Below are 26120 nucleotides of genomic sequence, written 5' to 3'. Positions count from 1 at the left end.
AGGGACACGTCGCTGCGATTCAAGCGGCAGGAGGCAGGCCGCTCTTGGTCGAGTACGGCTGCAGTTTCGGTGATGCGGTGTGTGTCACGTTCGAGAACGCGGGGCGAGGGATGGCGTTGACGGCGACGTCGGCGATGATGCTGGTGGCGTCGAGCATGAAGTTCGATACGAGCAGCGTTCTGTGGACTGCCGCGGTGAATGAGTGGTCGTTCTGGCAGTGGGCCGTCCTGGTGGTGCTGTTCGCTGCGATGGTCTGGTCGATTGCCGCCGCGGTTATCTCCGGGGACCGTGATGAGCTCGTCGGGGCGATCATCCGGAGCTTCCTCGCGGTCCCTGCCGTGCCGCTGACGTTGTGGATGCTGGGACACGTCCTTAATGCGGTGGATGATCTCACCTGGTACATCCTGAATCGTGACGGGCCGGTGGCGCTGTTCCGGACGTTGCAGAAGGTGATGTGGGCGGGCGGGCAGGCGAACTACTTCTTCGCGTTCCTCATCCACGGGATGCTGCTGCTGTCGATGCTGCTCCTGGTGCTGGTCTTCACCTTCCGCAACATCGCGTTGGCGGCGTTGATCACGGTGGGCCCGGTGGCGTGGATGCTGTTCCCCGTCAAGAGCGTCGGCCCGCAGTGGGTGGTCCGCTACGTGTCCGCCACGGTCGCTCTGCTGTTGGCGGGGCCGTTGACGATCGGGTTCGTGACGTTGATCATCAACGGGCTCGCTGAAGTCTCAACGATCTGGGATCCGCAGTCCTGGCCGTTGCTGATCGGTCTCGCCCTCGCGGCGTTCGCCCCCTTCGCGGTGTTCGGGCTGTTCAGCTTCGTCGGCGCGTCCGCATCCGACGCCCTCGGATCACGACTCGGTTCCGGGGCGGGGCGGGTCGCGTCCGGCGCCGCACGCTCCGCCGCCCGACTGCCCTCACGCCTCGGCGCCCTACCAGCCGGTGTCACCAAGGGCGCGGCGCCCGCGCGCGCCGCCGCCGTCGCACAAGCAGTGTCTGGTTCCGGCTCCGCCCGCCGAGGTGTTGCCCGGCCCGCGGGCACCCGACCTTCGGGCGCTCGCCCTGCAGCATCCGCCTCTTCTGCCGCGCCGACCACGTCCGCGCGGTACACCGGGTCGGCGTCGAGTCGTCCGGCGTCGCCGCCGGCATCCGCACCTGTTCCGAATTCTGAGGGGAAGCAGTCATGAGTTCTGCATCCGACAGTTCCCGTCCGGTCCGCCTGCCCGGGCGGTCCCGCCAGGGGATCGTGCTCGGCATGGACGGCTGGCAGCTCGCCTTCATCGCCGCCGCAGCCGTTGTTGTGCTCATCTTCGTGAACCGGTTCGGACCCGTCGGGCTCCTCTACGCGGCTCCCCTCTATCTTGCGTTGGGGGTCTCGGCGGTGGTGACGGTGCATGGGATGTCGGCTCCGAAGATGGCGGGGTTGTGGTTGATGAAGCAGGTCCGGCATGCGACGGGTGCGACCACGCAGGCCTACCGTCCCGAGCGCCCACAGCTGGTCGGCACGCTGAACTTGCCTGGGGTGCGCGCGTCGGTGCAGCTGTGGGATGTCGAGGGCATCGCGTGCGTCTACGACCCGCACGGCCGAACCGTCTCCGTCACTGCGGAGCTCGAGGTTCAAGGTTTCCTCATGCATGACGAGCCGGAGCGGTTGGACCTTGCCCAGCAATGGTCGCGGGTGCTCGCGTCGTTCACCCAACGCCCGGGCATCAAGCGGGTCACGCTGCAGGAGCGCACGCTGCCCACAACGATCCGCAGCGCCCGCGAACACTACGACACCATGGCCCAGCGGCGGGAGATGGATCGCACCTCGGTGCTCGCGGAGAACTACGAGCGGGTGATGAACGACTCGGAGCGGTTCGCGGTCGCCCACCGCAACTACCTCACCTTCACCCTGGACCTGATCGCATCGAGCGCGCAGGTGAAAGCGCTCGGCGGGGGCCGTGAGGGGGCGCAGGCGCTGGCATTCGTCGAGACCCGCACCCTCTCGGACGCGCTCAGCGCCGCGAAGATCAACGTCCGCAAGTGGCTGTCACCGCGGGAGATCGCCGCACTCACCCGCATCACCTTCGACCCGGAGTTCGCTTCCACCATCCAGAACCGCACCGACGCGACGGCGGGTGTGGACCTGGCTGCGATGGGGCCGATGTATCTGGAGGAGCCGCGCGGGGTGAATCATCTGGTGCGTACCGACTCCGGTGTGCACACGACGATGTGGATTCACGAGTGGCCGCGCTCTGATGCGCATGTGGGGTTCGTGTCCCCGATCGTGTTCGCCCGACACCCGCACACCGGCGAAGCCGTCACCCACATCCTCTCCCTCGTCCTCACCCCGGTGCCGTTGAAGCGGGCGTTGAAGCGGGTGCGTGATGAGAAAAAGGTGTGGCGCGGCAACGAACGCCTCCGCGCGAAGCGCGGAGCGGACGGGTCAGCGGCAGATGCAGCGGACTGGACAGCGCTGGAGAAGGAAGAGCAGGAGCTCGTCGCCGGGCACGGCGAGTTCCGGTACGGCGGGTACCTCACCGTCACCGCCCCGGATGAGGAGCAACTCGATCAGGCCATCGCCGGGATGCGGAACGCACTGGCGCAGGCGGAGATGGAAGCACAGATCCTGTACTGCCAACAGGCCGAGGCCCTCATGGTGAACGCCCTGCCGATGGGGCTGGGGATGAAGTGATGAGCCGGCAACGGATCGACTTCGAAGCCAGCGGGCTCTCCTGGAAGGAGCGTCGGCAGGGGCGGCGCGAACGCGCGAACGAGCACCGCGGCTCTGAGCCGGTAAGGACTCGTCGTCGGGAGCAGACGCTCCCGGAGCCGGCGGTGCCGGGGCCGTTCGGGCCGGGGCTCACCGAGGGCGGGTACTGGAATCTCGCCGCCGTGAATGTCCCGCCGCATCAGGCGACGTCGCAGCATGTCGCGGGGATCTATCCGTTCGTTGCGGATGCCGGGCTCGGGCATCGCGGGCCGATCCTCGGCGTCGACCTCAACGCCGACGCCCTGTGGCACTTCTCCCCCTGGGAGACCTACGCCGACAGCACCGACCGGGGCTCATTCTCCACGAACGTTCTCGTGCTCGGCGCCTACCGCGCCGGCAAGTCCGCGGTCATCAAGACGCTCGTCACCCGGTCCATGGCCTTCGGCCACCAGGCCGTGGTCCCCTCGGACCCGAAGGGAGAATGGCGGACGGTCGCGGAAGCGGTCCCCGGTGGGAACGTCATCCGCCTCGGCGGCGCGTTCGACACGAGACTCAACCCACTCGACCGCGGCCCACGACGCACCGATGTCACGAACGAGCAGCATGAGCTGATGGTGAAACAGCGTCGCATCACCGTCCTCACCTCCCTCGTCCAAGCCGCCCTCCCCAGTGCGAGCCTCACCGCCGTGGAACACGCAGCCCTCCTGGAAGCGCTCGATCGCTGCATCGTCCACACCGACGACCAGCCCACCCTTCGCGGAGTGTTCGCGGAACTCACCCAGCTAACCACCGAGACGAACCGGGATCGGCACCTCGCTCACGGCGCCATCCAGCCGTCCTTCGTCCTGCGCCGGTTCGTCAACGGCGGACCTGTCCGGCCTGTTCGAGGACGAATCAACGGTGAGTTTCGACGACGATGCGCCGATCGTCGTCGTCGACACCAGCGAGCTGTTCGCCCGCGGCGACCTGGTCGCCCAGCTGTCCCAGATCTGCACCACCGCCTGGAACCAGGCCGTGATCTCCGACCGCGACGCACACAAGACCCGGTACGTGATCCGCGAAGAAGGCTGGCGGGACATGACCTCGCTCGCTTCGCTGCAGATGTATCAGCAGTGGTTGAAGCTGTCCCGGCATTACGGGATCAGCAACATCGTCATCCTGCACAAGATGGGCGACCTGGATGCCGTCGGAGAAGCCGACTCCCAAGAACGCAACCTCGCCTACTCGATCGCCGGAGACATCGAGAACAAGTTCATCTTCCGCATCAACCAGCAAGAAGCCACCAGCATCCAACAACGCCTGGCCGTCCCACCCGCACACGCCGACATGGCCCGGCAACTCCGCCGGGGCGAGTTCCTCGCCTACGTCGGCCAATACTCCTACCTCGTCGACGCATTCGCGACATCCACCCCGTGGGAGTACGAGCTGTTCAAGACCGACGACGCGATGAACCTCGACCCGAGCCGGGCCGGCGAGCTGCAGTACTTCGACTCACCGGATCTCTACGAGCCAGATTTGGATGCCGTGTGGCCGGCGGACACTGCCGTGGACGGTTGGCTGTCGTCCAGTAAGGAGCTGAAATGACCCTCGAAGCTGTCCCTCGCGCGTATGCGACTGTCACGGGCACGGATGCCACGTTCATCACCCCCGACGGACACGCCGAACCGATCACCGCGGCCCCGGACGAGGACATCCGCCGCATCATCGTGCAACACGCAACCGACCTGGCCCGCCGCACCGGCGTCGCCTTGGAACTGATCACCTCCGGCGACCGCGGTGAGCACCGCCTGCTCGTCAGTGGCACGGGAGAGCTGACGTCCGTGCCGGCGACGCGCGCCGCCGAGCGAGCACGCACAGCCAGCGTCACGGAGCAGGATGCTGACCTCCCGGTCACCTCGGAAGCGGAAGATCCGGACGAACCGGGTGATCTCGAGCGTCCTCAGCGTGCCTCGTTCATCACCCCGAGAGTCTTCGAGCAGACGCCTGCGACCGGATGGCGCGGGACGGTATCCGCGTTCGGCATCCGTGTCCCTGATTCCGCGCGTCAGCGGCAACGCAGGATCGACGAGGCGAACGTGTCCCGGCATGTGGCGGGGTGCCGTGCGCTCGCGGTCGCGAACGGCAAGGGCGGCATCGGGAAGACCATGACCACCGCCATGCTCGCCGCAGTGTTCGCACGGTTCGGAGGCGGGAACGTGCTCGCGTGGGACAACAACGACACCCGCGGCACGCTCGGCTGGAGAACAGAACAGGGCAGCTACGACACCACCATTCGTGACCTCCTCCCGGCCACCGGGGAGCTGCTCGCACCTTCCGCGTCTGTGTCCGACATCTCCCGGTTCGTGCATCACCAGTCCGTCGACCGGTATGACGTGCTGCGCTCCAACCCTGAACTGCTCGCCACCCATCTGCGCATCGAATCTGCACAGTTCGCGGAGCTGCTGAAGGTCGCAACCCGCTATTACCGTCTCGTCGTCTTCGATTCCGGCAATGACGAGTCCGCCGACCGGTGGCTGCGGATGATCGACGCCTCCCATCAACTCGTCATCCCCACACTCCCCTCCCCCGAATCCGCCGAATCCGCAGCCCTCCTCCTGGAAGCCCTCCGCGACAGAGACGAACACTCCGCTCGCCTCGCCGAGAACGCCGTCCTCGTCGTCACCCAGTCAGAACCCGGCGCCCGAAAGGCCGCGAAAGACATTGCCGCCGGGTTTGCCGGACAGGTGCGCACGGTGCAGATCGTGCCCTTCGACCACGCGCTAAAGAGTGGACCGTTGCGGTTCGATTCGCTCCGGACACGAACGAAGGATGCCTGGCTGCGGGTCGCCAGCGCGGCCAGTACAGGGTGGGAGTGAGGTGCCGCCATGAACACCGGGGTACTGGGAAAGGCCGCGGCGGTCCTCATCGCCGTAGGCTTCGGGCTGAGCCTCGCCACAGCCCTCATCGCGGAAGCCGTCACCGCTCTCGTCTGCGGGGAACGACCCCGGCCGGGCAGCGTGTTCTCCGGTCTCGTGCTCGGCGTCACCGGCGACGCATCCCAGTACACGTCGATGTGCCCGGTACCGGTCTGGCCGATCCGTGCACTGGACCTGTTACTGCTGCTCCTCCTCGCTGGTGCCGCGGTGGCACTGTGGGGGCTCTACCGCCGCTACAAGAGCTCCGATCGTGCGTTCATCACCGACCTGCGGGCCCGTCCCGGGTTCGCGAGCGCCTCCGAGGTCCGCCAGCACCTCTCCGCCCGGGCCGTGCTCCGTCGCGCCCGTCAGCTCCGCCCCGACCTCGACAAGCCCAGGCCGACGGATGTCGGGTGGCGCGTCGGACGATCAAGGGGCCGCGACGTCTACGTATCGATCGAGGACTCCGTCGCACTGGAAGGTCCGCCACGGTCGGGGAAGGGGTATCGGGTGTTGATCTCCGCGATCCTGGACTGGTCGGGCCCGCTCATCACCACCTCAACCACCAATGACAATCTGACGGCGACGATGCGGCTGCGTCAGCAGCGTGGCGACGTGCACGTGTTCGACCCGCAGGGGCTGTCCGGTATTCGGCACCCGCTCCGCGTCAGCCCCCTCAGCGGATGTGAGGACCCGCTCGTGGCGATGCAACGCGGCAACGCGATCATCACCGGCACGGCGCTCGGGGCGTCGACGACGAACGGGGAATGGGCGCAAGCATCCGGAGTCGTCCTGGGCCGGCTCCTGCACGCCGCCGCGATCGGCGACCGCACCATCCAGGACGTCTACGACTGGGGCTCCAGTCCTGCCTTCGCGCGCACCGCTGTCGACGTGCTGCGCTCCGACGGCGCACCCGGGTGGGGCGACAACCTCGAAGCGACCATCAGCGGCGACGAGAAACTCGTCTCCTCCATCTGGTTCGGCGTCCAAGGCGCCGTCGCCCCACTCGCCGTCCCCCAGATCCGCGACGCCCTCATGCCCCGCCCCGGCGACCGGATCCTCGACCCCCGCGAATTCCTCGACGACGCGAACACCCTCTACCTGATCGGATCCTCCTCCGGAGCGGCGGCGATGGGCGGATTCCTCGGCGCACTCCTCGACGACATCGTCGAAGTCGCCCGCGCCCGAGCCCTCGCCTCCCCCGGCTCCCGACTCGTGCACCCGCTCGGGCTGATCCTGGACGAGATCGCGAACATCTTCCGCTGGGACGCCCTGCCCCGCACCATGGCAGACGGCGGCGGACGCGGGATCTGCACCTTCGTCGTCCTACAAGCCCTCTCCCAAGCCGAAACCGCCTGGTCCCGCGCCGAAGCAGACACCATCTGGGCCGCCGCCACCGCCAAAGTGCTCCTCGGCGGGGCCTCCCACGTCGCCCACCTGCGCGACATCGAAGCCCTGCTCGGGACCCGTGATGCGCGACGCACCGAACGATCCTGGAACACCGAACAACACGGCCACCACACCAGCGAACGACAAGACCGCCTGCCACTGATGTCGGTCGACGAGGTCCGTCGCATGCCCGAAACCCTCGGGCTGCTCGCCTACCGAAACCGGCGCGGTGTGCTCCTGGACCTCGCCGGGTGGGACGCCCGACACGACGCGAAAGCGATCCAGCACGGCAAAGCCAGCACCGAAGCCGAACAGCGCACCGTGTTCGACGCCGCCGAACGACGCACCACACCCCCACCCCGAACCGCCGAGAGCGCCTCGAATGCCGAGGGCGCCGAGCTACCCGCCGAGGCGGTGAATGACGAATGACCAACCAACGCCGCACCGGGCTGAAGAACCTGTACCGGGAGGAGTTCCTCCGCTCGCCCGCCTGGTTCGCCCGCCGAAACCGCTGGTTCCGAGATCACACGGCCACCGGAGCCCTCCCGTGCGCGGCGTGCGGAGTAGTGACTGTCAAGGACGAACTCGAGCTGCATCACCGCGACTACGAAGGCGTCCGCATCACCCAAGGTGTCTGGCAGGCCTGGGAAGACGACGACGACCTTGTCGCGTTGCATCCGCACTGCCACGAACTTCTGCACCGGCTCATCGACCGCGACGTCGTCCTCGCCCGCCACCGCACCCGCCGTGACGCGTCCGACCACGCCCTCCGGGCCCTGCAACTCAAACTCCACGACGTGCAGGCCGCATCATGAGCAGATACGACCCCGACGACGTCGACGCCCTCCTCGCCCAAGAGCTCAGCGGCTTCGACCCGAACTCCCGCACGGGAAGCTCCGGCATCATCGGCGGGACCGTCACCAGCTGGCGCGAACTCACGGATGAGGAAGCGGCCGAGCGGTGGCAAGCGCTGCGCGAATGGGTCGAATGGTTCACCGTCCGCTACACCGTGCCCATCAGCATCGTGCCCGACTGCTGGTGGCGCCACGGACACCTCGTCGAAGAGCTCTCCGCCCTCCACACCGCACACGTCACCGCATTCGATCCCGCCGACAGCGGCTTCGGACCCATCGGATGGCACGAACGCCTCGCCATTGCCCTGCCCCGACTCAACCGCGCCTACGGCGGCGGATGCAACAACGGACACAAACCCACCAGACCCCGCTCATGGGCCGGCTCGACCGATGAGCAGGAATGGGAGACGTGGACCACCCAGGCCCACGCCCACTAAGGACGCAGCATGCGTCCGCAACGGAAGGAAAGAAACGCATGACCACCAAGATTCCGGTGACGCTGGAGGGAAACCTCACGGCCGACCCCGAACACGGCGCCGGCGAATCAGGCAACGAGTACGCCCGCTTCACCCTCGCCGTCAACGACCGCAGGCTCAACGAAGACACCGGTCGGTGGGAAGACGCCGGCACCGTCTTCCACCGCGTCGTCGTCTTCAACCAGCAGTCCCGCCACGTCACCGACTCGCTCCACAAGGGCGACTCCGCGATCGTGGTCGGCGACCTCCGCTTCGGCAGCTACACCGACAAGGAGACCGGCCAAGTCCGCGAGACCCGCGACGTCATCGCCGACAACGTCGGCGCCTCCCTCAAGTTCGCCGCCGCCACCGTGAACCGCGCCCCAAAAGCTAGCGGCCCCGCAGCAGACGCTTCGGGGCCGGTAGCAGCACCGGCCTCGTACGCCAGTGCAGGTGTCGCGCGCTGATCATCCAGACAGGAGCGGACGGGAGCGATGCTACTCCCGTCCGCTTCTTAGTGTTAGAGCGAACTCACTCGCGCGTCAGACCTCGGTGTCCGCGGGTTCCATGAGCAGCTCATAAAGGTCACCCCCGGTAGAACGACGTTGTGATCTCAGAAACACGACCGTCGGCAAGACTTCCGCGTGCTACGACGCGCAAGCACGGGTGAGGTGAACGCCGTATCGCCATCGCAAGATTTCGAGTAGCGAGACGGGAGAGGTCGTTGCCTAGCAGACTGGGAATATGGCTGAGGATAGCCGCGAACGGTCGATACATTGCGCGGTGTCATCTCCGAGCTGCGGCCGTTCGATGGTGTAGATCGACGATTCGGGAGCGATCCCGAGTTCCGTGGCGATCTCTGTCTGCATAGCAGCAACAGAAGCGGACAGCACCTCAGCACGGGCAGTACGGCCCGCGGCGCGTATCGATTCCGTGAACGACGCGCGGGTCATGTGCTACGTCAGTTCGGGCTCTGCCATAAAGGTTCCTTTGCCCCGGATGCCAACGATCCGCTTGGCGCTGATGAGCGCCTGTAGTGCGCGCCGGACCGTCATGGTCGAGTCATTGAAGGTGACAGCGAGTTGCTGCCCTGTCGGCAACTGATCGCCAGAGCATGCCAGCGAAGCACTACCAGACGCTACGGGTATTGAGCTGACGCCTCCTATCGCATAGACCCTGGGTTACGGGGCCTCCATCGCGATCGCGAGTTCAGAATAGATGTCATCCAGCGTGCAATCGCTGAGGATGTCCCGTTCGATTCGATGACAGCTGAGCCCACCCGGAGTCGACACGAGGTACATCTCACCTGCGAAGAGGAGCGCCGGCATCCTGAACTCGCTTCCATCAATAGACTCTTCGCGTCGCTCGTCTCGGCTGAGCACCGATACTTGGATCGCACCCTCAGCTTGGTTCCGGCTGAAGAGTTCTAACTGTAGGGTTCCGCTCTCGCCGGGTGCGAGGTTGAAGCCGGCGGGACTCAGCGGTGTCGACTGCGCAGGACCAGTCGTAGACACGATGTAGTACTGAACGACTTCATCGCTCCGATCCGCGTTGAGACGACCGTACGTGAGCTGTTCCGGAAGCGTGGTGCGTGGATCACACATCAGTCGGACGTGGATGGATTCACGTTCCTCCACCGGCGGCGCGCTCGATCGAAAGTCCAAAAGAGCGAGCATCGGGCCTTCCGTCGCCGAGTTCCGCATGGAGATGGTGTAGCGGCGGTGTAACGGGATCGCACTCTGCGCGAGCCATGCGTCGTCGTCACAGACGTTTTCGGGCAGTCCACCCATGACGTGGTCAGCGGTCACTGCCCACTCCACGATGTCATCGTTGACCGGCGCCGCTGCCATCGTCAAGTGCGAAAAGTTTGTCGTGTCTCGCGACCAGACCTGCAGGATCTGAACCACACCGACGACCAGCCCTGCGACGGCGATGAAAGTCGTGATAACGACGCCCGTTCTCTGCCAGAATCGCTTGTCGAAGCGTGGCTGGGCCCCCTGGGCGAGCGCGCCACTCGGCTCTTCGTCGCTCATCCGGCCGCCACCGCCGCTTCAGCCAGCAAGCTCGAGGCCTCCTGGGGCGTACATTCGCTGTAGAGCGGGAACGGAAACTCTTCAGCCGGATCGTACCTGCCGCAGGCAAAGCTCCTCGCCTGAACATCGAGTGTGACGACGAAGCCCGGTATCGCCGGCCGCTCAATGCGAAGCTGATCGACGAGAATCACTGAACTGCCAGACTCATCCATGACATCAGCAAGGACCCGCCCTTCGTATGCGAACTCGGCGTCGAAATCCACTGCTTCAAATGTGACGAACAAGGACTCGCCGGCCGCGATGTTCAGTACCGCGAGCATCCCCACAGGCTGCTGTTCCGGCATCTCGACGCCAAACGGATTGGGGCCCATCACGCCAGGTTCGCCGTTCGGACGGATCTGAATGGGCTGGAAGGCTACCGGACCACCGGTCTGCTGCGGAAGACACGTAAATCGGACTGCCGGCTCTGCTGTTTTCGGTTCGCCGTCGAACCGGACATTCCCCAACGAGAGTGCCGCGATCGAGGTGGAATTGTTTCGTAGCATCGCGGGGGTGAATCCACTGAACAGTCGGTCTTGGATGTCAGTCACCGTGGCATGACTGAGCAGCCACTCAAGGACGGGGCCATCGCATTGCAGCTCATCATTCACAGGGAAGGTTTCGATCGGGGCAGAGACCGGAATGAGCCAATTGGTGATCATTCCGAGCCCGATGATCTCAGCGAGCTCGGCCTTCGAGAATTGTTCCTGTTCGCCGATGACCTGCATCGAAAGCGCGGTGTTGTCCCCCGCTTGGCCAACCTCGACCGGTGCAGCCTTTACGATCTCCAGGGTATCAGCGGCGCTCTCCCGCTCGCCCTGCGATGCCAGCAGCGGTATGACGAAGCTCAGCACACCGATGAGCGGAGCGGCGATCGAAATCACGATAGTAAGGAGTCGCCTGCGCGAACGTCTCGTGTCGCCATGTCGATTGTGTTCTTCAGACAGCTGTTCGGTGCTGGCTTCACTGCTTTGCCATTCGTCTTGGCGCTTCCCCATGGCGTCGACCTCCCCGTCGAATGCGTTTGGACTGAACATACCGTGCCAACGCCGCCTACATAGCCTCGCAATTCGACCTCAACGGCGTCGACGCCAACGTCAAAGGCGATGTCGCCGCAGAAGGCATCGCCCGGGACCCCGTCCATAGCTACCACCTGCCAAGCACGATGCTCGACCCCGAGCTCGATGGTCGACTCGAGGGCGTCATGCCCCGGGAGTTCGACTACTTCCTCCAGTTGATCGGGTATGACCTCCTCAATCGAATCTGCATCGAAGAAGCCGTCGCCGCCGCACGCGTGCTCGATGCGATCGATGAGGCCCTAAGGATCCGCAGCCGGGCAGAGGTGGTGCCGATCTGATCGAGGTCGAGGATATGGGGTCTCTCAGACCCCATATCCTCGAACGGACATGCGGGTCGCCTAAGTTCGCTCAGTACGGCCAATGCCGGTATCAAGACCGTTAGCGAAGCCCCGTGCCCACATCTGGCCGCGTGCCCGGCACCTGGTGTGGAGCGGCAGGGTCGCCGTTCACGGCACCTCGGTGCACGATATCTTCGGCGCGTGCGATCGTACGGTTTCGCATGGACCTCAGCCGTTGGTCGACGATCAGCGTCACCTCATTGTCGATGCGAGCCGTAACCTCCTCGTCAACGTCATACGGCGGCAGCCCCTGCACCTCCCGGGCGATGGAGTCCAGCCGGATCTCTTCTCGGAGACGTGCCTCGTGCCGTTCGCGGTGGTGTTCGAGGATCTGAGGGCGCTCGGCACGGATCTTCTCGACGAGCGCCTCGTGAGTCTCCCTCAACGCCTGTAGGTCCCTGGCACGCCGCCACCGTCGAACGATGGCGGGTATGTCTCCTTCGGGGCTACTCGCGTTCCATTTGCTCGAAGTGGAGTTGTTGGGCGTCGACTGTTCTCTGAGCACCACTCGCCTGCGCGCGGCAACCATCTTGGGGATGGTGAGCGCGTCCGCATCACTCGCCTCTGCGGCGATCCGACCCCGCTCCGCCACATCCCGACGCCGTGCGAAGTACTCCGCTGCTGCAGCGTCATGTGCGCGGCGTTCCTCCGCGTAGATCCGGTGGAACCGAATCGGTGGCAGGCCGAGCTTCTTGAGTCGGCGTTGGAGCCGTGCAGCGTCGCGGCCTCGCGCGCGTTGTTCCTCGAGGTGCTTCTCGTACCACTGCTTGTGCTGGTCGGGGTTCTTCTTGCGACGTTCCTCCGCAGCCAGGCGCTGTTTAGCTCTGAGCTCCTCAGCGTTCTTGTCGCGGTAGCGCTGCGCACTTTCACGACTGGACTGGCGTGCACGTTCCGGATGCCGTTCCTTGTATCGCCGCTGATACTCCCGAATCTTGTCCGGGTGCGCCTCCCGAAACGCGCGCGACTTCGCCCGAGCGACATCCGGATTCTGCTCACGCCGTTCCCTCTGGTGCGCGTTCTTCTTCAGTCGCTGCCGGCGCCGTTGGGCCTGCCGCTTCTGAGACTCACGGTTCAGCTCACGCGACCGCTCACGATGGCGTTCACGCCACGCCCGATGCGCCGCCGCGAGCTCCTCGTGATGCGCCTCACGGTAACGTCGGCGGCCTTCCGCTGCCGCTTCGGGGTGCGCTTTTCTCCAGTCTTGTTGAGGACGCGCGCCGGTCGGCTCGTCGTCCTCGCCCGTCGGGCACATGCGCTCACTCCGCCTGCTCGGCGGCCGCGACGGTGCCATACACGAACGAGGTCAGCGCCTCCCGGTGACCGGTGGGATCCACCACGGTGCGCCCGATCAGATCCCGCAGCTCAGAACTCACGTCCTCCGCCAAGAGGCCATCGAGACACCAGTCGATGTCCTCGTTGAGTTGGTACTCCGGGGAGTCGGCTGGCAGCGCCTGGTAGTACATGATCGCGATCGTCCCGACTCGCTGAAGAAGCACGTCTGCATCGTCGAGTCTCATTGGATTCCTCCTTGTGTGGATGCTGGCGCCGCAGCAACCAGCTCTGGGTGTAGTCTCTGTTCGCGGTCATCGTTGACGTAGCGCACGAGGTCCCGCGCCTCGATCGCCTCCGCCCTCGCCAGGCGCTCCTGCAGTCGAGCCCGGGTCTCACTGTCGAGGGAGGCACGTTCACGCGGTCTTTCCGTTGCCGCTCTGCCGTGCTCCCGCGCCTCGGCTCCCGCGTCTTCTGCATCCGCCTGGAGGAGCGCCGTTCGTGCCGCGTGCACCCATCGGCCGAACTCAGCCGCCCCTTCGGGATGTTCGTCGCGTGCGGAGCGGTGCAGGTCGCGACGTGCGGCACTGATGGCATCCGCGATGTCTGGTTCAGGGAGTCCGCGCATCATCTCGCCGGCGAGTTCCTCCCGGGCCTCTGCGTCCGTGCGCGCGATGACGACGACCTCGTTGTGTCGGCGCCCCCGCGTGAGCCCGACGTAGAGGCCTGACGCGTCGACGTCAGGTCCGACGAGGGAGGTGTCGGTGGTCTCACCTTGGATGCCATGCACGGTCGTGGCATAGGCCAGGTGCACGTAGTCCGCCGCGTACTCGCGGGAGACGACCCGGGTGTCGGCGGCATCGTCGATCCGTTGGAGCTCGAGGGCGGCTGGGCCGATGTGTACGACCTGCCAGATCGCACGGTTCTCCACCCCGGCATCCCGATCATTGCGCCGAGTCTGTACAACATCACCCTCCAGAATCCGCTGTTCGTCGGCGCCGACAGCAATCCGATGGGTGCTGAGCTGGGCGCGGGAGACGCGCTCTTGCTGGATAGCTTCGTTGATGGACGACGCCTCCTCATTCGTCGCGGTGACGATCGCGACTGTCCGGCCGTGCTCATGATGCTGGAAGTAGCCGTGGACGAGCGCGGCGCGCGCGGACTCCAGGTCATCGACCCGCTTCACATGGTGCTGTTGTTGCAGTGCGGTCGCGGTCTCGATGGCGTCGAAGAGGGTGTCTGGGGATCGCAGGCGCAGGGTGAGGGCGGCGTAGTCGGGGTCTGCGAAGCGATGCATCCCGCTCAGCACCACATCCTTGCCCGCGCGGCGCTGCGCCAGCGCCATCGCACCCGCATGCCCCACCGGGCTTGCCTGCAGCGGGTCACCGACCAGCGCGATCCCGGCGCCGGTCTCGATCGCCAGTTGCGCCAGGGCGTCGGCGGCGTTCAGGTCCAGCATCCCCGCCTCATCCACCACGATCCGCGCCCGCGCATCCAACGGATACCGTCGAGGACCCCGATAGATCACACCGGTTGCGGGGTCGGTCTGTCCGGGACGCAACCGCCACCACAGGTCAGCGCCGGCGTCGTCGGTGCCCCACTTCCAGCCATGGTCAGCAAGCAGAGCATGGACGCTGGTCCCGGAGGCTCCGATCTCGCGGCTCGCGACCGCGGCCGCCTTCCTCGTCGGGGCAACGATCAGCAGCCGCCGTCCCTGCACCTCCAGCGCCGCTCGCGCCACCCGCAACATCGTCGTCTTGCCCGTACCGGCAGGCCCCGTGACGGTCACGAGCCGATCGACATCCGCGACCGCACCCGCAGCCGCCTGCTGCGACGTATCCAACCCACCCGCCGTCACGATCCGCGCAGCATCACCCGAGGCGAGCCGCGGGGCGGGCGGCTGGTCGTTGCTCAGGATGCTGAGCCGGGTACTGAGGTCAGACTTGAGCTGCGCGAACGCGTGCGTCACGAGCACCTTCACGTGCTGCGGCTTCTCGAGGTCGTCGGGGATCAAGTCTCGGGTGTGTGCAAGGGCACGCGCGGTGATGTCGTCGATCAGGTACTGCAACTCGTCACGGTCGGCGACAAGGCCCGCGGATGCCACCGCCCGGGCGGCACCGGCACGGACGTCCAACACACTGAAGCGACCATTGCTCGCCCGCGACCGATCATCCGCATCCGCCACAGCCCGGCGCGCGAGCAGGTCATGATCGAGCAGGCTCTCCGCGCGTCGCGGCCCAACGATGGGTGGGCATGGTGCGAGCACGTTGGGGTCCAGGTGGAGTAGTTCCTGTTTCGTGAGATCGGACCACTCGTCCTCGTCCACCTCGCGGGGCTTGCCCGGGCGGCCCGTCGCCCACGCCCGCCGATCAATCATCTGCACCACATCCGGACTCGGCACCTGACCCGGCTGCTCCGACTTCCACTGCTCGAGCAGAACCGCCCGGTTCGCTTCGATCTGGTTCGAACGTCGAGAGACAGCGCGGACGAGATGCGCGAGCTGCGTGATCTCGCCATCCGCATCCAGCGTGTATCCGTGCGCGGCGAGCGCCGCGACCCACTCCGGGTCCGTCCGTGCCGCGAGCTCCCCCTCAGCGTTGACAAGGTTCTGGACACGCATCGCGACGCGCGAGTCCACGTTGGACCATTTGCCATCGACTCCGCGGACGCGCACGTTCAACCACAGGTGTCGATGGATATGAGGATCCAGCGCGCGTGAACGGCGATGTTGCAGCTCCACCACTTCGAGATGTGAGAGGCGTTCCCGGATCCTGCCGCCCGCGCCGCGCCGGGCGTTCAGTTCGCGCTGCCACGTGGCGATGATCCGATCCCGCAAGCGGTCCTGCAGGGCTTCGAAAGCGCTCGCGAGTTCCGGATGCAGGAGCGCTGCGATACTGAAGGACTTCGACGCATTGATCGTGCTGTCCAGAATCAGATCCGACGCCGGCGACGCGAGCTCGCGCCCGCGCAGCTCCCCCGTCTCCGGATCACGACCGTCAACCCACTTCGTGAGCTGCTCCGCATCCAGCTCATCAGCGATGATCCTGCCGGACTCGATGCTGAACCGCGTGACCGTTGCGGCGCCGACCTGGCTGTACGCACCCAAGGCTTCGATGCCGGCCGCTCGCAGGTGCGAGTCACAGGAACCTCGGAACGCGTAGGCCATCGCCTGCCGGACCCCCTGTGAGCCCGCGCCCCGCTTCCAACGTTCGAGTCCTCCTCGCACGCCATCAGGTTACGCCGAGTTTGCCTATCACGCCAGAGTATTCACAGAAAGTGCCTGCGTGCATTGCCCTTTCCGTTTCATCTCGTCCGTGCTCGCTGCGGATGTCGTTCAGCGTGCTTCTCGAGGGTTCGTAGGACGCGCGTTCATCGGGCATGGGTGCGGGCGGAGTATTCGTGCAGCGGTGGCGCGGCCGGCATCGTGCTCGATCTGAAGGAACTGAAGCCGTGTATTCAGGGACCGATCTGCGCACACGGTATCAGTCGCTAAAGTCGTCTCCGTGGACGCGACCAATTTCTGGGCCCAGATAGTTCAGTTGATCGCGGTCCTTGCGCTCGCACTTGTCATCGAGGTTCGAGCCATGTACCAACGAGTTCAGGCGATCGACAAGTCACGTTCGCGCGGAGCGCGCATCGCGATCGCAGTCATGTACGCGCTGGCCGTCATCGGCTTGGCATTCTCCTTCTTGACGGGGCTGAGCGGCATGACCGGTGCCTCGATATCGGATGGGCGGACCAAGCTCGCCTTGTACGCGCTGATCTTCACATTCCTGTTGCTGGTCGTGGCGCCGACGACCCCGCTCATCTGGGCGCTGGTCGATGACCTACCGATTTCACCCGACGGTGTCAGGCGCTGGAAGCTCGGTCGGCTTCGAGGTCAGGTTGATGAGGCCTTTCGGCAAGCCGACCGTGCTGCGCGCACCGCCCGACTGGAGTCCATGGGCGAGGCATCTGGACGAGTAGTCGAGGCGATCCGAACGGAGCCCACCGTCAATGACGGTGGCACTTCACCAGTTGACGACGCGCTTGAAGGATTCACGCTCGCCAGCCTCCCTTCGTCGGGCCTATCCGAGGCGCGCGCCGAAATTGATTCACTCCTCATAGTTCTGGCTGACGGAAATGATCTCACCTCCGCCGAGGTGAAGAGATGGCGCGCTGCGGCGCGCATAGTGCGGGCGGCGGGCGGTCGCTCCATGCCCTGAGCCTGGCGCGACAGACATCCAGAGAGAACCTCGTCCAAGGCGCACCTTCCCGGCGGCCGTTCAGGGACCGGCTGGCGTCCGGCCAGCGACCCCCGGGTCAGCTCGGTTGGTGACGACCGACCCCGGTCAAACTACGGCGTGACCTTGCCAGCTATTCAGCGGCCCTCGGGCACTCCTGGCCGGTGGTCTCCGTCGAGGTGCCCGCCGGGCTGAACCACCGATCTGAGCGCGGAAACGCAACCCGTAGTCGAGCGAAGGACTCTGAACGCGAGCTACCCGGGGTGGAAGCAGACGCACTCCCGCAGGACAGTATCCTGCGGAGGTGACGAATGATCCAAGCTCCGCCGGAGATCCTGCCTTTTGGGGCGCTGTGGCGCAGATCATTCCAGTACTCGCAATTCCGTTGGTCCTGGAGGCGAGGCTCGTCGCGCAGCGAGTGAGTCGCTCGAAAGACGAGTTCTCCCGACGGTTTCGCCGGGCTCGGTGGGGTGTCCTGTTCGCGGTGCTGGGCATCGCCATGGCGGCGGTCGAAATCGGGGCCCTGTGGTTCATTCTTTTCGGCTCGCCGGACTATCCCGCACACCTGGCTGCGGTCGCAGTCATCGTTCTAGCGCTACTCGCGGTTTTCATGATCCCGCTGGCAGCGGTGACGACGACGCTGTTGGCTGACATCGTCTGGGTGATGCAGGCGCGTCTACCTTGGGGACAACTCCGGCGCCTTCACCGCAAGGCACTGCACCTTGCCGACCAGCTTCGTGTCGGCCGGCGGGAGAATCGATCGCGGCGTCTCGACGCACTGATGGGGCACGCCGACCACCTGCTGATGGAGCGCAGTCTCAAGCGCTTTGCAGAGACGCTCGCGAGCAAGCTGCCTGGTCTATCTGCTTACGAGCGCGCCGACCTCGTTCAAGGCGCCGTCACGGCGGCCTCGGGTCGAATCCAGCGCGAACGACCCGCACTCGACGCACAGTGGGAGCGCATAATGCGGGACACAGCGGAGCTTGAGCAAATTTACGGCGTCGGGATAGAAGCGGTCGACAAGCTAGCAGCCAAGCTCTCGGAGCGAATAGTCACGGGTGCATCCGCGGACGAGATCGAGTCATTGAGACTTGAGAGCAACCGGGCGATGGCGGTCCTGGATGGGATGCCATCCGCTTCACCCGACTGAACACCGCGGCGTTGGCGATCGCAGGAGGACTCCCTCGCGTTCGTTCGATGCTTGCCTGCCGAGGAAGCGGTCGCTCACATCCTCTAGCTCGCCAACTCTCTTGGCTTCCCTAGTGCCGATCGAGGGTTGTTCGCCCGCGCCTAGGAGGTTACTGACCTGGCGGAATTGCCGCGACGAACCGGTGCCGCGGGCCATCGCCTGCGAGGGGAAGGGCGACGAGGTGGGTCCCCGGGACATCTCTATCCTGGGCGCTGAGGTGGGTGCCCAACAATGTGGTGAGTGCGCCAGCAACCGCGGCAAGATCGGCGGCGGATCCGTGGAAGGTCGGTACGGGGCACCCTCGAGTGGGGGTGAGCTCGTCTTCGGACAGCGGATCACCCCACAGTTGGTGATACAGCTCCAGTTCGCCGTCAGCGCATCGCACCGACACTGGGGCCGCTGAGTAGGGCTCGCCGCGCGCACGCATGCGTCCCGCTAATGGAGCCCGCGTGCGGTTGGGTGCGTGGGCCTCCCTGTCGACGACCGCGTGCTGCGTTGCAGCCGACGCACGGGCCAGCACTCAGCTCTGACAAGATGGCGACGGAGGTTCTGATGACTATCACGGTGGCGACACAGAAGGTGCTGTGGGGCACATCGCACAATGTCTGCGCCTACTCTCTGTGCGTTCAGCCGCTCACCATGGCCGCCGGAGACGGAGACGGCAGCGTTGTCGTGGGCGAGCAGGCGCACATTCGCTCCGGCCGGATTCGTGGTCCGCGTTACGACCCCCACTACGAGGATGTCGACAGCGCTGAAAACCTCATCCTCCTCTGTCCTACCCATCACACCCTCATCGACTCCGATAACGGCAGTCACTTCACCGTGGCGCAACTCGAGCAGATGAAAGCCCAGCACGTGCGTCAACAGGACAAGCGAGCACGCTTCAGCCCGGCGATTCGCGCGTACATGGCAGACCGGTACGGTGCTGAGGACTTCGTCCAGTTCCAGCAGGCTGAGTTGAAAGCGCACGTCGATGCGATGTTCGTGGACGTTCCGCTCGGCTGCCGGGCAGACAGTCGCGTTGCTGCATTGATTAGTCAGATCTCTCGCGTGCACCCGGGCGATCCGCTGCCGGCGGACCGACGACGGACGCTCCTAGTCGCCGGAGCTGCTCAAGTACTGCTGCACCCGGAGTGGAAAGAGAACGCCGTCCTGGTGGGCGGTCCCGGGCAAGGCAAATCAACCATTCTGCAGTACGTAGCTCAGTACTACCGGGCGCGCCGGCTCGGCAAAGGAGCTTACGACGCTCACGACAGCGGCCTTATTCGCAATTCCGGTCTGGCGCGTATTCCTCTCCGCCTAGACCTGCGTCGGTACGCCCAATGGAGGCGCGCGCAGCAGGAACGCGCCGCCGAGCAGGGCAAGGACAAGTCGGAGGCGCGCACCGAGCTCGAATGGTATCTCCTCAGCGATATAACCCGGCACACCGGAACCCACGAGTTCACAGCCGAAGACTTCGAGCTGATGTTCGCCACAGAACCGGTGCTCTTGGCTCTGGACGGGCTAGACGAGATCCCAAACGTAGAGGACCGAGACGAGGTAACCACCGAGATAGCTCGGGCCCGCGACCGGCTCGAATCACTGGCGGCGAACCTCGTCGTGCTCGTCACTACCCGTCCCGGCAGCTCACTGAACGCGCTTACCGCCTCAGGCACGTTCACGGTTCTCCAAGTGCTACCGCTCACCTCCGGGCTACGCCGGCAGTATCTCGCCAGGTGGATCGACGTCAACACGCTCGAACCAGGCCCTGCGGACCGACTGACGGCGGCGTTCCACGACAACGAGCACCTCCCTCATATCCAGGAGCTTGCCTCGTCGCCGATGCAGCTGGCCATCCTGCTGAACCTTCTCCACAGACGCCAACTCCTCCCCGAGCAGCGCACCGAGCTCTTTCGCAACTACCTCGAGTCCTTTCTCGACCGGGAACAGGCGGAGAACAAGGAACCACTTCTCGCCCAGCACCGCAACGTGCTGATCGATACGCACGCTTACCTCGGCTGGTACCTGCACTCGCAAACTGAGCTAGGCGCGCTAGAGGGTGGCATCGGCCAAGACGAATTGCGGCGAGTCCTACGCGTCCGACTGGAAGGACAACCGGACGCACAGGTGCTCGCGGACGCCATCTACTCAGCCATCACATCGCGGGTACTGTGTTTGGTGGAGCGTGAAGAAAAGTTCGAGTTCGAAGTCCAGTCGCTGCGCGAGTATTTTGCCGCCTGGCACCTGTTCGAGAACCTGACATCCCGAGGTGTCGGTGATTCCCGGGATGACGGTGCGACTGCGCTGCTGTCTCGCGCCTACTGGACGAACGTGACGCGCTTCTTTGTGGGCATGTTCACCAAGGGCGAGGTCCGTTCGCTGCATGACAACTTCAGGTCTGCTGAGCATTCCGTCGCCCCACATCCACTGGCTCGCGCCACAGCGGTGCTGACGCTGACGGATCGCGTCTATCAGTCGCAGTCGTCGGCTGTAGTGGAGAAAGTCGTTAGATTCATTCTTGATGGATCGGGGGTGACGCTCGGGGAGTTGGGGCTGCTCGACGGAACGCACATCCCGCTGCAGTTCGCTGACCGCGCCGGACGCGCCGAAGCAGTCGCCTACCTGAGACAGCGGCTGGAGAAAGGCGACGGTCCGGTTCGATCAGTCGCTTCAAGCCTGTACCGCCACGCTACGGGCGACGATGATCTGGTCGCGTGGTGGTGGGAGCGCTATACGCCTAGCGAATCGTGGATCGAGGTTGCAGCGACCCTTCAAGCACTACATTCGCTCGATCCGGCCAAGAGCGCGCGGCTTGCCGCGGGGCTCGAAGTGGCTGCGCAGGGACAAGCGCCGCTCACCCACCTGCTCCTCAGCGGGGGTTACGACGGCGGTGACGACCGCATTCTCAAGCTCGTGCTTCGCGAACAGAACCATGGTGTAGTCGCCGCAGCCGCAGAAGCAACACCGGTCGCGTTGCTGAGTCAGTACGCGGCCGCGATCGTCACCAACAACAGAGCGAGCCTTCCGCGGGCTCGTCGCGACCAACACGACCTTTTGGGCGCGGCGCATGCCGCTCGCTTGTTTCTGGGGAAGACGACGGTGGAAGAGGTCGACTCGCTGGCTGCCGTCGCTGGTGTCTGGGGCGATGGATGGGTGCTCAGGCGTGCGGTTTCCTCGCTCCCGTCGACGGCCGACCTTGCTCGCGTGACCTCCAATCCGCACCTGAACATTGCACTTCGCGCCGAACACTCCTTCCGCACGCGCTCCGACGACGCACCATGGTGGCTGGACGTGTTACGGACCGCGGCTACCGACACTGAGCGTGACCTCCGCGTCGTCGGCCTCCTCTCGCATGCGCGTCAGGACGTCCTGATCGAGTCCATAACGCAACTCGAACAGTCGGTGGGCGCGATGTCTCCGACGCAGTATTCGGCGGTTAGCGATGCACTTGTCACCGGTCATGGCGTCTCGCGAGGACGACGGCTCCCGTTGGACGAGGCAGTGCGCATCGGAACGATTCGTACCACTGGGCGTGTCCTTTGGCTACTACGAGCCGTGAGTACCGAGCCCACAGGATGGATCGACAAACAGCTCGAGCGGTCGCTCGCAGACGTCGCGGCGGCAGGAATCGATCCCACTCAGCTGTTCGCGGCCGTCCGTCCACGTCGAACAGTGAGAGTGGACATCGTCCGCGGTGCAACACTGGAGGAACTGCCGCCGACCGTGAAGCTCGAGGCATTAACAGCGTCTCGTGTGGACGAGGTGATGTCGACCCCCGAGCTGTGGCCGGTGCAGATCGTAGAAAGCGCGATCAGCGTGCTGGCTACGAAGAAGGGCGCCCAGTTGCCGCCGCTTGCAAAGGTCGCGCGGGATGACAACTGGGACGTGGGCTAACCGATACTCGCCCATCGAGCGTGCCGGCGAAGGCCCGCAAGCCCCCGCGCCCTCACCCGCACACTCCGCGTGCCTCGTCGCGCACACCGCGGCGAGAGATGCGGCGGGCGGCGCATAGTCGAACGGCCCGCATCGCCCCAGCTACGGCAAGACCTCACGACGCAGGTTCGGAAGCGCGCGACTGCGCGTAGAAGGATGCCCTTCGCGCCGGCGTACCGATCCGCGCCTACTACTTCTTTTCAAGCGCTCCTGCGATGCGCCGGATACTGCCGAGCATGGAGGACGATGAGACAGTATCCGACGTGTGTAGGTGTGTCGCGACATTGAGACGGGTGACATCCTCTCGTCGCATCCAAAGCACACCCCGATATGTGATGCGGAGCGTGACCTCGTCGGGATACGCGTAGTGATTGCCGACGAAGTCGCTGCCGGAGAATTTCGCGAGGTACCAAGCGTTTTCGAGCGTCTCACCAGGATTGATGACACCGAGCGGCTGTTCGTACCGTTTGCGAACCAGCTCCGTGGTGGCGTCGTCGGGAAGCGGTGGCTCGAAGGTGACGATGACATCTTCCGCGCGCGTAGGTCCGTAGTTCTTGATGCGGAGCAGGATCGTGTCGGGGCTGTTTGCGCCGAACACGAAGCTTCCGGAGACCATCGGTCGGTTGCGCCGTCGCGAGTCATTGCCAGCGACCCAAAGCGTTGCCACCGTGGCCAACACGAGAGCGACGGTGGCAATCGCGGTGAGGCCTACTCCGTGCTGGTCCGTCCACGTCCAGAAGTCCATATGGGCAAGCGTAGCTGGCAGCGCTGTATTGGCGGACTACGCGCGTGAGAGCGCCGAGACCCACTTCGCTCAGCCGTCCGGATAGAAATCGCTATCCCACGTCGAGGAGCCTCCACCAAACGTCGCTCAGATAGGGATCATCACGGGTGCATATCTGCGAGTAGCGGGTAGCACGCTCGGCGGTATGGAATACAGATCGCCGAGTTGTTCAACGTGTCCCGCGCGACCGTCTACGGCGAACTCCAGCGCCGGCGAGTGGCATTCCTTGCCACGTGCTGGGCACATATCTTCTGACACCTGCCCTCCGTGGCCACCCGCCGCTATCCTCGCCGCATCCCCGCGGCAGAAACCGAGCGGCCCGCTCACGCGCCAAGCCCAGAGCAACCCCCCAGGTACCCGCAGCGGCCGGTGCTATGATCGGCGCCCGTTTTGAGGATCGAGCTGGGCCAGGTCAGGCCATGTCGCGGCGTATGGTGTGCGCATGTCGATTGGATCGGTATTGCGAGCCGCGCTCGGCGGGGCGCTTGTGGTGAACGCGGTGCCGCACGGGGTGAGCGGGGTGCAGGTCAGGCCGTTCCCGAGTCCATTCAGTGATCCTCCCGGCAGCGGAGCGTAGTCGCCACTGGTGAACGTGGGCTGGAGCGCTGTTAATGCGATCGCCGGGGTGCTTCTGCTACGGCGACTCGTCCGATCCACCGGTGAGCTCCTCGCTGCCTTCGCCGGAGCCGTCACGATGGCCGCTGTCGTTTCCTACCACTTTGGCGAGGTGCGTCAAGGTAGGACCGGCCTGCGCGGTCGTGTCGAGCGCGGCGACCGCGCCTGAGCTGTAGTTCGCGAAGCCGCCCGCTCAACGCGCACCGCACAGATAGGGATCGGACCGACCTCCAGATCAGTTGAGGTCTTCGTCATCGACGAACGGACGAACGGCAACCCAGTCAACGTTCTGATTGATGAAGAAGTATTGCTTACCGCTCGCGGCCTGTCGTAGCTTGCCCATGAACGCGAAGAACGCGCCGGATAGATCGTCGAGGTCTTCCAACCCTGCTCGCTCCAGGAGCGTCGTCAGCTCGTCCTCTCCGATGACGATGGTTGGCGATCTCCAGCCTGTGTTGAGCCACGCACCACCATCCTCCTTCGGCTTGGGGAAGCGAATCGTGCCCCAGTACACCCGAAGGCGATTGCTGTGTTTGTCCTCGATCTCGGAGAGATGCACGCAGCCGGATCGCACGGTCTGGCGTGAGCCGTCGGACATGGTCAAGAGGGTGCGGCTACGCCGGAACGGCTCACGCAAGACAAGCTGGCGGAGAAGTCTACCGATGCCCATCGACGACTGGCGTACGTTGCCTCGTCCACGTCGAACATAGCGAACGGCGGAACCGCCGCTCGTTGCTGGGGCGAAGGGATCGTGGCGAACGTGCTTGATCGTACGAGCACGATTCGGGTCAATTCGGAACGCGTCGCCGGCGTTGATCAGCTCGTCGACCTCGTCCAGCGGGGCACCGCCACCGTCCTCCGTGACGAACGAGGCTAGTTCGCAATCGTCGCGGTGCGGACGTGCGCCGAAGCAGGCCCGGCGACCATTGCGTGCCTCGCGAATGAAGTACGCATCAGCCCCACACGCCGTGCAGACGAGCGTGTCTCGGAGAGCGCTGCGCTCCCCAGAGCTGAGCGCAGCGAAGTCCTCGGCATCCCAGACGGCGCCGGTCGCGCGACTCTTTGCCTCCTCCATAGATGCCCCCTACTCGGCGAGGCGACGAAACTCGCCGCCCAGATCGTCGAGCCACTCGTCGATGCCGTTGATCGGCGCGGCGGACACCGCGAGAGCTCGTCGGACGTCGATGAAGACCGGCTCTAGGTGCGCCTCATGGCCGTCGCGCGTCAGGAGATGGCGGACGCCTTCGAGCGTGTCGTCGTGTAGCTCCTCCTTGTTGAACCAAACGTAAGCCGATTCGGCATGGCCGTCAGCCCATCCCTCGGAGAACAGAGGATTGACTCGGATCTTGAGCCCGCCGACATCGATGCGCGAGGCATGCGACGCGACGTGACCGGCACCCGACCAGCGCGTCGCGACCCCGCCCCAGCGATCACTGATCTCGGCATAACTCGGACGACGGCGCTCCGGGGCAGCCTGAGTGACCTGGCGAAGCGCGTCGCCGTCCCGGGTGGTCTTCCGATCACGACTGATCGCCTGGCGCATCGGCCGCCAGAAGTCCGTCGCCGGGTCGTACTCCCCGCGCGACTGCTCCGCGATTAGACGAGCAAGCCGGGGGCGTGCTCGCTGGCTGGCGTTGGCGAACTTGATGAACGCTCCGAGTCCGATCTCCATCAGTTAGCCCTCTCGCCGCACGCCCTTGAAGGGCGTGCCGTCGCTCTTGCCGTCCATGAAGCGACCGGTGGACGTGTCCCGCTTCGTGTGCGTCCTGGTCTTCGAGTTGTACGACTGCGAGCGACCAGTCACGGCACCCTGCCGATACCCCTTGCCAGTGTTCTTTGCCAAAACTTCCTCCCGAAGGTGTTCTAGTAGCAAAACAATGCTTCAAGAGTAACACACTGTTCCAGTTGCAAAACAATGAGGCGTCGGCGCGATACGCTAGAGGCGTGGATCGCAGGTCGATCCAGAGATGGGAGCCTCATGCCAGACACAGTCATCGACGTCACCAGCCTCGCGAGCACGCTCGAAACTCGAGTCAAAGCAGACGAGATCTCATGGCGACAGGCGGCCGGCCAGATCGGCGTTAGTCCTTCGCTACTCACCAGGCTTCGAAACGACCAGCGACCCGATCTGGACGCGTTTGCGCGCATCGTTCGATGGCTAAGAATCCCTGCTGACCAGTTCCTGGTAGATGCCGACGAACTCGCGAACCGAGAAGAGCCGGAGCTTGGATCGTCGATCAATGCGCTCCTGCGCGCACGCAGCGACCTCGACGAGCAGGACAAACAACACCTCGAGTCGATACTTCAATCCGGTCTTGATTACTTCCGTCAGACAAGGAAGTCGAGCTGATC

Annotated in this window: 26 protein-coding genes; 13 read left to right on the top strand and 13 right to left on the bottom strand. The window is 65.0% G+C overall.

Going from position 1 to position 26120, the window contains the following annotated elements; genetic code table 11:
* Window positions 1-19: 19 nt before the first annotated feature.
* Window positions 20-157, bottom strand: a complete 138-nt coding sequence (locus QF046_RS14945) for a hypothetical protein (protein ID WP_307371290.1) — start codon at window positions 155-157, stop codon at window positions 20-22.
* Between QF046_RS14945 and QF046_RS14940 the strand changes: the two genes are divergently transcribed.
* Complete coding sequence (locus tag QF046_RS14940; protein ID WP_307371287.1) at window positions 156-1187, top strand: hypothetical protein; 1032 nt, start codon at window positions 156-158, stop codon at window positions 1185-1187. The genes QF046_RS14945 and QF046_RS14940 overlap by 2 nt on opposite strands.
* A complete protein-coding gene (locus tag QF046_RS14935; RefSeq protein WP_307371285.1) occupies window positions 1184-2677 on the top strand; it encodes an SCO6880 family protein in 1494 nt (497 codons plus the stop codon). Before QF046_RS14940 ends, QF046_RS14935 begins: the two co-directional genes overlap by 4 nt.
* Window positions 2678-3048: 371 nt before the next feature.
* Here QF046_RS14935 and QF046_RS14930 read toward each other — a convergent pair whose 3' ends face one another.
* Window positions 3049-3429 carry a hypothetical protein gene (locus tag QF046_RS14930; RefSeq protein ID WP_307371284.1) on the bottom strand — a complete coding sequence of 127 codons (381 nt, stop codon included), beginning with the start codon at window positions 3427-3429 and terminating at the stop codon, window positions 3049-3051.
* 166 nt (window positions 3430-3595) lie between these two features.
* Between QF046_RS14930 and QF046_RS14925 the strand changes: the two genes are divergently transcribed.
* Genes QF046_RS14925 through QF046_RS14900 form a run of 6 tightly spaced genes read left to right on the top strand, consistent with a single transcriptional unit; the run spans window position 3596 to window position 8754 of the window.
* Window positions 3596-4279, top strand: coding sequence for a hypothetical protein (locus QF046_RS14925; RefSeq protein ID WP_307371282.1), 684 nt, complete (start codon window positions 3596-3598; stop codon window positions 4277-4279).
* Window positions 4276-5550, top strand: a complete 1275-nt coding sequence (locus tag QF046_RS14920; protein ID WP_307371280.1) for an AAA family ATPase — start codon at window positions 4276-4278, stop codon at window positions 5548-5550. The genes QF046_RS14925 and QF046_RS14920 overlap by 4 nt, the downstream gene beginning before the upstream one ends.
* A 9-nt stretch (window positions 5551-5559) precedes the next feature.
* On the top strand, window positions 5560-7407 hold the full coding sequence (locus tag QF046_RS14915) for a type IV secretory system conjugative DNA transfer family protein (RefSeq protein WP_307371277.1): 1848 nt from the start codon (window positions 5560-5562) through the stop codon (window positions 7405-7407).
* Window positions 7404-7793: a hypothetical protein gene (locus QF046_RS14910; RefSeq protein WP_307371275.1), complete on the top strand. Its 390-nt coding sequence runs from the start codon at window positions 7404-7406 to the stop codon at window positions 7791-7793. Before QF046_RS14915 ends, QF046_RS14910 begins: the two co-directional genes overlap by 4 nt.
* Window positions 7790-8269: a hypothetical protein gene (locus QF046_RS14905; RefSeq protein ID WP_307371272.1), complete on the top strand. Its 480-nt coding sequence runs from the start codon at window positions 7790-7792 to the stop codon at window positions 8267-8269. Before QF046_RS14910 ends, QF046_RS14905 begins: the two co-directional genes overlap by 4 nt.
* A 38-nt stretch (window positions 8270-8307) precedes the next feature.
* Window positions 8308-8754 (top strand): single-stranded DNA-binding protein, encoded by a 447-nt coding sequence (locus QF046_RS14900; protein ID WP_307371271.1) that lies wholly within the window; start codon window positions 8308-8310, stop codon window positions 8752-8754.
* A gap of 261 nt (window positions 8755-9015) precedes the next feature.
* Here QF046_RS14900 and QF046_RS18325 read toward each other — a convergent pair whose 3' ends face one another.
* The 4 genes from QF046_RS18325 to QF046_RS14890 all read right to left on the bottom strand — a co-directional run bounded on the left by QF046_RS18325 (window position 9016) and on the right by QF046_RS14890 (window position 11357).
* Window positions 9016-9240, bottom strand: a complete 225-nt coding sequence (locus tag QF046_RS18325) for a UTRA domain-containing protein (RefSeq protein ID WP_373425736.1) — start codon at window positions 9238-9240, stop codon at window positions 9016-9018.
* Between the two features lie 3 nt (window positions 9241-9243).
* Window positions 9244-9387 (bottom strand): GntR family transcriptional regulator, encoded by a 144-nt coding sequence (locus tag QF046_RS18320; RefSeq protein ID WP_373425735.1) that lies wholly within the window; start codon window positions 9385-9387, stop codon window positions 9244-9246.
* 81 nt (window positions 9388-9468) lie between these two features.
* Window positions 9469-10320, bottom strand: coding sequence for a hypothetical protein (locus tag QF046_RS14895; RefSeq protein ID WP_307371270.1), 852 nt, complete (start codon window positions 10318-10320; stop codon window positions 9469-9471).
* Entirely contained in the window at window positions 10317-11357 is a 1041-nt protein-coding gene (locus tag QF046_RS14890) for a hypothetical protein (protein WP_307371268.1), read from the bottom strand. The genes QF046_RS14895 and QF046_RS14890 overlap by 4 nt, the downstream gene beginning before the upstream one ends.
* A 167-nt stretch (window positions 11358-11524) precedes the next feature.
* Between QF046_RS14890 and QF046_RS14885 the strand changes: the two genes are divergently transcribed.
* Complete coding sequence (locus QF046_RS14885) at window positions 11525-11716, top strand: hypothetical protein (RefSeq protein ID WP_307371267.1); 192 nt, start codon at window positions 11525-11527, stop codon at window positions 11714-11716.
* Between the two features lie 100 nt (window positions 11717-11816).
* Here QF046_RS14885 and QF046_RS14880 read toward each other — a convergent pair whose 3' ends face one another.
* The 3 genes from QF046_RS14880 to QF046_RS14870 are packed head-to-tail and all read right to left on the bottom strand — an operon-like array spanning window position 11817 to window position 16211.
* The gene (locus tag QF046_RS14880; RefSeq protein WP_307371265.1) at window positions 11817-13028 is read right to left on the bottom strand and encodes a hypothetical protein; all 1212 of its coding nucleotides are present in this window, start codon (window positions 13026-13028) and stop codon (window positions 11817-11819) included.
* A gap of 4 nt (window positions 13029-13032) precedes the next feature.
* A complete protein-coding gene (locus tag QF046_RS14875) occupies window positions 13033-13293 on the bottom strand; it encodes a hypothetical protein (RefSeq protein ID WP_307371263.1) in 261 nt (86 codons plus the stop codon).
* Window positions 13290-16211 carry an AAA family ATPase gene (locus QF046_RS14870; protein WP_307371261.1) on the bottom strand — a complete coding sequence of 974 codons (2922 nt, stop codon included), beginning with the start codon at window positions 16209-16211 and terminating at the stop codon, window positions 13290-13292. Before QF046_RS14870 ends, QF046_RS14875 begins: the two co-directional genes overlap by 4 nt.
* A gap of 337 nt (window positions 16212-16548) precedes the next feature.
* Here QF046_RS14870 and QF046_RS14865 point away from each other — a divergent pair, with 337 nt between their 5' ends.
* From QF046_RS14865 to QF046_RS14855, 3 genes are all read left to right on the top strand, one after another.
* Window positions 16549-17250, top strand: coding sequence for a hypothetical protein (locus QF046_RS14865; protein WP_307371258.1), 702 nt, complete (start codon window positions 16549-16551; stop codon window positions 17248-17250).
* A gap of 322 nt (window positions 17251-17572) precedes the next feature.
* Window positions 17573-18418 (top strand): hypothetical protein, encoded by an 846-nt coding sequence (locus QF046_RS14860; RefSeq protein WP_307371256.1) that lies wholly within the window; start codon window positions 17573-17575, stop codon window positions 18416-18418.
* A gap of 591 nt (window positions 18419-19009) precedes the next feature.
* Window positions 19010-22330 (top strand): HNH endonuclease, encoded by a 3321-nt coding sequence (locus QF046_RS14855; protein ID WP_307371254.1) that lies wholly within the window; start codon window positions 19010-19012, stop codon window positions 22328-22330.
* A 229-nt stretch (window positions 22331-22559) separates the two neighbouring features.
* Here the strand turns inward: QF046_RS14855 and QF046_RS14850 are convergent, their stop codons facing one another.
* From QF046_RS14850 to QF046_RS14835, 4 genes are all read right to left on the bottom strand, one after another.
* Window positions 22560-23114 carry a hypothetical protein gene (locus tag QF046_RS14850; protein WP_307371251.1) on the bottom strand — a complete coding sequence of 185 codons (555 nt, stop codon included), beginning with the start codon at window positions 23112-23114 and terminating at the stop codon, window positions 22560-22562.
* 889 nt (window positions 23115-24003) lie between these two features.
* Window positions 24004-24843, bottom strand: coding sequence for a hypothetical protein (locus tag QF046_RS14845; protein ID WP_307371249.1), 840 nt, complete (start codon window positions 24841-24843; stop codon window positions 24004-24006).
* Window positions 24844-24852: 9 nt separating this feature from the next.
* Complete coding sequence (locus QF046_RS14840; RefSeq protein ID WP_307371246.1) at window positions 24853-25440, bottom strand: hypothetical protein; 588 nt, start codon at window positions 25438-25440, stop codon at window positions 24853-24855.
* A gap of 3 nt (window positions 25441-25443) precedes the next feature.
* Window positions 25444-25611 (bottom strand): hypothetical protein, encoded by a 168-nt coding sequence (locus tag QF046_RS14835; RefSeq protein ID WP_307371244.1) that lies wholly within the window; start codon window positions 25609-25611, stop codon window positions 25444-25446.
* A 135-nt stretch (window positions 25612-25746) separates the two neighbouring features.
* Here QF046_RS14835 and QF046_RS14830 point away from each other — a divergent pair, with 135 nt between their 5' ends.
* Complete coding sequence (locus QF046_RS14830; RefSeq protein ID WP_307371242.1) at window positions 25747-26118, top strand: hypothetical protein; 372 nt, start codon at window positions 25747-25749, stop codon at window positions 26116-26118.
* Window positions 26119-26120: the final 2 nt, after the last annotated feature.

The organism is Microbacterium sp. W4I4 (genome assembly GCF_030816235.1).
In the GTDB taxonomy this organism is placed as follows: domain Bacteria; phylum Actinomycetota; class Actinomycetes; order Actinomycetales; family Microbacteriaceae; genus Microbacterium.
Note: the sequence above shows the minus strand (reverse complement) of the source record. Positions and strands in the feature narration are given on the sequence as shown.